Source organism: Desulfobacter sp. UBA2225, from assembly GCF_002348205.1.
Taxonomy (GTDB): Bacteria; Desulfobacterota; Desulfobacteria; order Desulfobacterales; family Desulfobacteraceae; genus Desulfobacter; species Desulfobacter postgatei.
The window spans coordinates 1-4,311 of record NZ_DDYV01000041.1 but is presented as its reverse complement, the minus strand read 5'-3'; the positions used below and the strand labels follow the sequence as shown (position 1 = coordinate 4,311).

The window sequence follows — 4,311 nt, the reverse complement described above, 5'->3', positions numbered from 1 at the left end:
GCCACTGGACCTGTCATCCAAAACCGATGAATTAAAACAGGCAGGCTTTGTCATGCTCGTGAACCTGTTTGAAAATATACCTAAGGGGATACGGATGAAGTCACGTCCAGGAACCTGGAACTGGCACTTGAAACTACTCTAAAAAAAGGAAACCCATTCAAGGATGCAATTATTTCCTGAAATTCATCAATTAATGAGATCGCCTCTGGATTTTACCCACATCCTGGATGAAATTCCCTTGGGCATACTATTGATGGACAGGGATTTGCGAGTGGTTCATCTTAACCGGTACTTTCATGCACTCACGGGATTTTCCCTAGATATGGCCAGGGGCATTCCCTGCAGAAATATCCTGCGCAGTTCTGCATGCATCATCAACTGTCCGATCCTCGCCACCCACCGTAAAAACCGGTCCATATCCTGCACCAGTGATATTATTAATACAGATCGACAGAAACTGCCTGTACGGATTACCACCGCACAAATCGTGGATAATCAGGGTCATTTTACAGGTTATATGGAAACCATCGAGGATTTGAGAAGCAGTACCACCAATGACCCTGAAAAGAATGTGGCCTACAGTTTTGCCAATATCATCGGCCGAAGCCGGAAAATGGAAATAATATTTCAAACCCTTCCCATGCTTGCCCAAAGTGATGCATCCATCCTAATCACCGGGGAGACAGGCACGGGCAAGGACCTTGTGGCAGAAGCCGTACACCAGACATCCCAGCGCGCAGGCGGTCCATTTATTAAAATTAACTGCGGCGCACTGCCCGAGACCCTTTTGGAATCCGAGATTTTCGGTCATATGAAAGGGGCATTCACCGGCGCTGTAGAAAACAAACCCGGCCGGTTCAAGTTGGCTCACAACGGCACTATTTTTTTAACGGAAATCGGGGACCTGCCCTTGCCTCTACAGGTGAAACTGCTCACATTTCTTGATGACAGAATCATTTATCCGTTAGGTGCCACCAAAGGATTCAATGCCAATGTAAGAATTATTGCCGCCACCCACCGGGACCTCGAATATATGGTATCCATAGGTAAATTCAGGAAAGATCTACTGTTCCGTCTGAATGTAGCCAGGGTGCATCTGCCGCCCTTACGTGAACGGGGTGAAGATATTCGTCTTCTGCTTGACTATTTTCTAAACCACTACACAAAAAAACAGAATAAAAAAATCAATGGCTTTTCGGAACCGGTCCTGGCTGTTTTATTGAATTACACCTATGAGGGAAATATCAGGGAACTGAAAAATATTATGGAGTATGCCGTGAATGTGGCCCAGGGGACCAGAATCGAAGCAGAGAACCTGCCCGCCTATATTCTGGATCATGAACCTGTACAAAGGGTTTCAAATATACCGGCAGCGCAGGATCTCTGCGACACCAAACCAACACAACTGCGCAGCTCTGCTGCACCTTCGGAACCGGATAAAAGCGGACAAACCTGGTCCTCGGTACAGCGGCAGATGATTATGGATGCCTTGAAAACCTCCCGGGGCAAAAAAGATAAAGCCGCGCAAATCCTTGGCATGAGTCGCAGCACACTATGGCGGAAAATTAAGGAATTTCAGATAGAATAGAACGATGACACTGCATAAAATTGCCATCCCAATACTTGGTGAAGAGATTGTACCCAGGTTTGACCTGACCACTGAAGTCATCATTCTGACAACAGTAAACGATTCCGATATCCAGGACAAAAAAATTATTGTGCTGCCCAGGTCATCCTCGGATGAACTGTGTCATACCCTTCTGGCCCAGGATATCAACACGCTCATCTGTGGTGCCATTGAAGATGAATATTATGAATTTCTAAAATGGAAAAAAATTAAGGTTTTTGACGGGGTTTCCGGCGCTTGGGCCTATGCCTTTAAACGATGGCAAACCCAGACGCTGAACCCGGGTGATATCCTTTTCACCCGCATGGTTGAGGGCAATTTTATATAACGTCTCAAAACGTTTTAAAATGTGTTTTTCATTTTGTTTCATATTGTTTTAATTTAAATCTTTTCTTTATTTATAAAAACCTAACTATTTGTTTTACAATAAAATTTAAAACATGGCACATTCCTTGCTAATTGTGGTCCTGACTTTAATTGATAACCCGAACCCTGGCTGAGCAGATTAGAGAACATGACCCAGATTGCCATTACATGCGGTATATACGCCTCCCCCTACCGAGTTATTGACGCCCTATCTGCCCTATATCAATGCACCGTATACGAAGATCCGGTATTGGTTGAACAAACCGGCCAGGCATATGATCTAAAAACAGACCTTATTTTCAAGTCCATCCAGTGCAGACAAATTCCTTTTGACAATTTTACCCACGACAGAAAAAAATGCCTTGCCGCACTGAAGGTACAGATATCCCAGAATATCTTAAATGGTCCCTGCCTGTTTTCGGGTATTTTATCCCACCTGATACCCGCATCTGTTTCCGGCATTTACAGAATCATGTCGGCAACCCCCATGCAGGTGCGCAGGCAAAGAGCCATGAATATAGACCATTTATCCAGCCAGGCCGCCACCAATGCCATCGCTCGGTCCGATCACGGAGAACAGCGCTTTGCCGCCCAGTTAAATTTAGACTCCCTGTGGGACCCCGCACGGCATAATATGGCTCTGGAATGGAAAAAAATTGATGCTGCGGCACATGACATGACCATAGAAGCGGTTAACCAGGGCCTTGAAAAAATACGATCAGATATCGCAAGCTCAACCGAAAATGCCGATAAAATTATCCATGCTCTTGATTTTAATATCAGTGCCAGGGTTGATGCGGCCTTAGCCGGCCTTGGGCACCACCTGATTATTGAATCTGATTCGGGCCATGTGCTGGTTACTCTTGATAGAAAAGTGATGAACCTGGCCCGGGCACAAAAAGAGATCATGGATCTTGCTGGTGAGGTGCCCGGCGTAAAATCCGTTAAAACGAAAATAGGTCCGAACTTCTACAAAGGCGGCATCGTTCCCAATTGGGACTTGACCGCTCCGTTCAAACGAAAAACTTGATAAAACAAAGCGTTGAAAAATATAAAAAATACTTATAAAAACAAAATTTAAATGAAGCAATGATTCATTAACCTAAAGGAGAGAGGGACCCAAATGACCACTGAAATTGCAGATGCAGCAAAACCACAACTGGACTGGAAAAGAACACTGTTCATGCTGATCGGCCTGACTCTGTTCGCCATTGTTAATTTTTCTCCGGCGTGGCCCGACGCCGTGGATCCTGCCGGAAAACATTTTATACTAAGCGCCCAGGGCAAAGGCGCACTTGCCATCTTTCTTCTGGCCGGCACCTGGTGGGTATTTGAGGTTTTACCCATTGGTGTGACCAGTCTGGCTATAGGTGCCCTCCAGGTACTCTTTATGGTCCGTACCGCCAAGGAAGCCCTCAAGGACTTCATGGACCCGTCCGTCCTGTTTATTTTCGGATCCCTGGTCATCGGCATGGTGTTCACAAAAACGGGGCTGACCAAACGTCTGGCCTACAAAATGCTGGCCGTTGTAGGGGAAAAAACCAGCATGATATATCTGGGCTGTTTTGTGGTCACCGCCGCATTGACCCATATTATGGCCCATACGGCTGTAGCAGCCACCATGTTTCCGCTCTTGATGACCATCTACGGGATGTATACAGATGAGCCCGGCCCCACCAAGTTCGGTAAAGGCCTGTTCATCGGCATGGCGTTTATTGCAGGTGCCGGCTCCATTATCACGCTTCTGGGCGCTGCTCGCGGTGCCGTGGCTATTGGATTTTTCAAAGATATCGTTGGAACGGAAATCTCCTTTTTCGAGCTGACCTACTATATGGCGCCTGTGGGCTGGGCTATGACCTTTCTTCTATGGGGCTTTTTCATGATCGTATGCAAGCCTGAGAAAAAAACCATCCCGGGCCTCAGAGAAAAGGCCAAAATGCTGGGAAAAGCCATGGGTGGCATTACAAAACAGGAAATTTTGGCAGCAACCATCATTTTTACCGCCATCGCCATCATGTCCGCCAAACAGTTTATCCCTGCCATATCCAACCTTGACAAAAACGCGATCATGCTTGTGGCAACGGTTTTATTCTTTATCTTCAACATCCTTAACATTCAAGACCTTGAGGCGATTCCCTGGAATATCATCCTGTTGTTCGGCGGTGCCATGAGTATCGGCTTCTGCCTGTGGGAAACAGGGGCGGCAGAATGGCTTGCCATCAACTGGTTGACCTTGTTCCAGAAAGCCAATTACTTTGTGTTCATTCTAAGCATTGCATTTTTTGTCATGATCATGACCAACTTCATTATGAACGTGG

4 protein-coding genes are annotated in these 4,311 nt (G+C 46.2%); all 4 read left to right on the top strand.

The features are described 5' to 3' along the window. The first annotated feature begins 163 nt into the window (after positions 1–163). Complete coding sequence (locus B3D59_RS02225; RefSeq protein WP_286817453.1) at positions 164–1,588, top strand: sigma-54 interaction domain-containing protein; 1,425 nt, start codon at positions 164–166, stop codon at positions 1,586–1,588. A 4-nt stretch (positions 1,589–1,592) separates the two neighbouring features. Beyond that, the gene (locus tag B3D59_RS02220; RefSeq protein WP_286817452.1) at positions 1,593–1,955 is read left to right on the top strand and encodes a NifB/NifX family molybdenum-iron cluster-binding protein; all 363 of its coding nucleotides are present in this window, start codon (positions 1,593–1,595) and stop codon (positions 1,953–1,955) included. Positions 1,956–2,141: 186 nt separating this feature from the next. Continuing rightward, the gene (locus B3D59_RS02215; protein ID WP_286817451.1) at positions 2,142–3,023 is read left to right on the top strand and encodes a hypothetical protein; all 882 of its coding nucleotides are present in this window, start codon (positions 2,142–2,144) and stop codon (positions 3,021–3,023) included. A 93-nt stretch (positions 3,024–3,116) separates the two neighbouring features. Beyond that, positions 3,117–4,311 (top strand): SLC13 family permease (locus tag B3D59_RS02210; RefSeq protein WP_286817450.1); only part of this gene is annotated, 1,195 nt, incomplete at its 3' end.

What these genes read in the sequence shown, in the direction of transcription:
- B3D59_RS02225 (WP_286817453.1), top strand. Translation starts at nt 164, where the DNA reads ATGCAATTATTTCCTGAAATTCATCAATTAATGAGATCGCCTCTGGAT.
- B3D59_RS02220 (WP_286817452.1), top strand. Translation starts at nt 1,593, where the DNA reads ATGACACTGCATAAAATTGCCATCCCAATACTTGGTGAAGAGATTGTA.
- B3D59_RS02215 (WP_286817451.1), top strand. Translation starts at nt 2,142, where the DNA reads ATGACCCAGATTGCCATTACATGCGGTATATACGCCTCCCCCTACCGA.